Consider the following 3,273-nt stretch of genomic DNA (forward strand, 5'->3'; position numbering starts at 1 on the left):
TGCATCGCCAAATATCTTCGCCATCTATCTCGGTTAAACCAAAAGTGGCTTCCCGGATAATTTTGCGAATGCTGAATTGCCTGACCCGGTTCCATGGGCAGACTGTATCGCACAATCCGCACTGAAAGCAGAATCTGAGGGCGTCTCCACCGGCATCTTTTATCTCGTCGATGACTTCTTTGAAGGGAGCGACTGTTTCCACTGTCTGTATCAATCCTCTTTTTTCGCCTTGTTTATTTAATCTTTCTTCGATATCCGGGCAACCGCGTCTTTGATCTTTTCCAGTCCGTATTTGTCGGCCAGCGCTTCCAATCCGATCTCTATATCTTCCTGCTCTTCCTGTGGATCCTGCTCGTCGCCTTCCTCTTCCCTTTGCTCTAAAATCAAGGCATCATGCGGGCACCACTTCACACACAAGGGTTCATCTTCACCCTCACACATATCGCATTTCAAAGGGAGGCCGGAATCGGGCTCTTTGAATTCGTCCCTGGATGGGCACGAGGCCCGGCAGAAGGAACACTCGTCATATTCCTTACCGTCAATGGTGTATTTGTCCCTGCCGGCACATTCGGCCACCGCATATTCACCCGCGTACACAGGAACGTACAGGTCTCTTAAGGGTTCACGGATGATTCGAATGCGGGACCTGGCTGGATTGTTGCTGCTATATTTCGGTTCCGCGTGAAAGGCGGAGCAGATCATCTCACAAGCCCGGCAGCCGTTGCATTTATCGACATTAATTTTTATCGTTTTAATGGTTTTTTTCTCTTTATTACCTTTCAAGGTTCACGCCCTCCACGCTAATTTGTCTCTTGTTGAGCGGCAGCCGCCTCGGCAGGGACATCCTCGCCATCCGTCAGAATCCCCCTCTTGACCAAGTCCTCGCTAACGTAATCCAAACCCAGTTCATGCAGCGATTCTTTAGTGGGAATACCGTCATTGTTCCACCCCTTGAACCGGTAATAGGTATCCAAAAGCTCCTTTTCAAGTTCGGGGAACCGCTTCTTCCAATGGTCCGCTGGCGGCTTCTCGTCTTTTCTCCGCATGCCCCTTCTTATATTGATGGCTCTGACCAACGTCCGGTATCTCTTGGCAGCCTGGCTGAGTGAGGCTTCATCCATATCAAACCCGGTCCCTGCTGAGATAAATTTCGGATAGTTGTGGATGTGGTAGGGCGGTTTCAGGGGGAAGGAGGACAAACCGGCACACATGCCGAGGGCGTCATCGATGTAGTGCATCTTCTCCTGCCAGTCGACAATGTCACAACACATGTCAACCGTCGGATAAAAGGGCATCGATTTTTCTCCACGCGGTTCCCAGTCCAGAAAATATTGTTTGAATTTTTCATCGGGAACATGGTGCCAGTCCTTTACAAACGCCTCCCTGTGCTCCCTCTTGGGATAAGGAGCCTGGGGGAACTGACCTTCTATCTGGGTGATATTCATCTTCTCGCCGGTACTGTACATTAAAAAATAGATCGGATTGAGCATGGATAGCTTAAGCGGCAGCTGTTCATGCTTCTTGATATTGTTGTGTGCATATTCCTCCGCGCCATTGCCAATCTCCCTGGCCGCCCAGTAGGTACCATTGGCCAGGACGTCGCCGATCCCTTCACGCCGGACGATTTTATCCAGCAGATAGTAGAATCTGCCCTCGTTGTCTTCCGGCATATCCGGAAAGTCCTCCTTGGCCAATATGCCGTTTTCGAGAAGCTCAAGGCCAAAGGCCATCACCTGCGGGGCTGAGAATCCGTCCACGCCGTACTCGGTGGCACGCTGTGCGATTTTTAACCCAAAATCCAGGTTGGAAAAGGCCCCCATGGTATAGGTCAGTTTCGTGAAGCATTTCATCATGTAGGTCGGCAGACCCGGCATGGAAATGGTTGCCCCGCATGTCATCGGACAGTTGTAGCAACTGATCAGTCTCGTGCGGGATTTATCCAAGGTCTCCATCCACTCCCCGGCGATCTCATCGTTCCAGAAACCTTTTCGCCGGACGCGTGAATTCCCCCACATGAAATTTTCGGTATGCCATTTCTCGTCATGAACCTTCATCTCCTGGGGGGATCCCAACCCGGCCAGAATCGGCATGACCCCTGGAATCGGGTTGTCATTGCGAAATTTGATATATTGCATGACTTCGTTGCAAAGGTCCATGTATTCGGCCGGCTTGGCGACATGGATGTCCTGCGTGCCGCGAACGACGATCGCCTTTACCCCCTTGTCTCCCATGACAGCCCCGATGCCACCGCGACTGGCGCTGGATCGTCCCTGCTCGATGGAGGCAAAAAAAACCCTGTTTTCACCGGCCATACCGATGGCGGCGACCTGGGCTTTGGGCTGCTTAAGCTCCTTGCGTATGATTTCTGCCGTCTCGATGGCGCCTTTTCCCTTTATATGAGAGGCGTCCCGTATTTCGACCTTGCCGTTGTTGATCCACAAATAGACCAGATCCGGTGACTTGCCGCGAAGGATCACTTTGTCATAACCGGCATACTTCAATTCAGGTGCAAAGAACCCCCCCATCATTGAAAAAGCCATCAACTTAGTCTGGGGAGAAATGGTGGTCACAATGGTGCGATTACACCCGGTTGCGGGTGTTCCGCACAACAGACCGGCGCTGAAGATCAATAGATTTTCAGGAGAAAACGGCTCAACTTCAGGGGGAACGCGATCCCACAAAATCTTTGCATTCGTGCCCAGACCACCCAGGTAAAGCTCGGTGTCTTTTGGGTTTGTGGCAACCTTTTCGATGTTTCCCCGGGTTAGATCGACTTCTAAATTAAACCCCGTTTCTGCGTACCTCATTTTTTAGCCCCTTTAAAATAATGCTTTATGTCACCATATTTTTTTCAACGAGTTCGGCGATATCCATGGTTTGGATCTCCTCTTCCCTGCCCAGCTCCTTCATCCCGTCCTCGATCATGGTCAGGCAAAAGGGACAACCTACCGCTACGTTCGATACCCCGCAATCGACGATTTCTTCCGAACGCGCCAGATTGATTCGTTTACCGATGGTCTCCTCCATCCACATTCTTCCGCCACCGGCGCCACAGCAAAAGCTTTCCCGTCCGTGTCGGTCGAGTTCTTTGACGCCGCCTTTGGCAACGGATCGCAGGATCGATCGGGGTTGATCGTAAATGTTACTGTAGCGCCCGAGATAACAAGGGTCATGATAGGTCAGCGCGCCGTCGAGCGACTGTTTCAGTTTTATTTTTCCGGCTTGGACGAGGCCATCGATGAACTCGGTATGATGGATCACCTCGTAATTTCC

General features: G+C 51.3%; 3 protein-coding genes and 1 pseudogene. All 4 read right to left on the minus strand.

Annotated elements, in window-relative coordinates:
- A pseudogene (locus tag QNK41_RS07800) lies at nucleotides 1-202 on the minus strand (Fe-S oxidoreductase); the annotation flags it as partial.
- A 35-nt stretch (nucleotides 203-237) separates the two neighbouring features.
- On the minus strand, nucleotides 238-783 hold the full coding sequence (locus tag QNK41_RS07805) for a (4Fe-4S)-binding protein (protein WP_319255449.1): 546 nt from the start codon (nucleotides 781-783) through the stop codon (nucleotides 238-240).
- 17 nt (nucleotides 784-800) lie between these two features.
- A complete protein-coding gene (locus QNK41_RS07810; protein WP_319255451.1) occupies nucleotides 801-2,807 on the minus strand; it encodes an aldehyde ferredoxin oxidoreductase N-terminal domain-containing protein in 2,007 nt (668 codons plus the stop codon).
- Nucleotides 2,808-2,832: 25 nt separating this feature from the next.
- Nucleotides 2,833-3,273 (minus strand): (Fe-S)-binding protein (locus tag QNK41_RS07815; protein ID WP_319255453.1); only part of this gene is annotated, 441 nt, incomplete at its 5' end.

This window comes from Desulfosarcina sp. (assembly GCF_033791525.1).
GTDB lineage: Bacteria > Desulfobacterota > Desulfobacteria > Desulfobacterales > Desulfosarcinaceae > Desulfosarcina.

Coding starts and splice junctions, on each gene's coding strand:
- QNK41_RS07810 (WP_319255451.1), bottom strand. CDS start 2,807: ATGAGGTACGCAGAAACGGGGTTTAATTTAGAAGTCGATCTAACCCGG.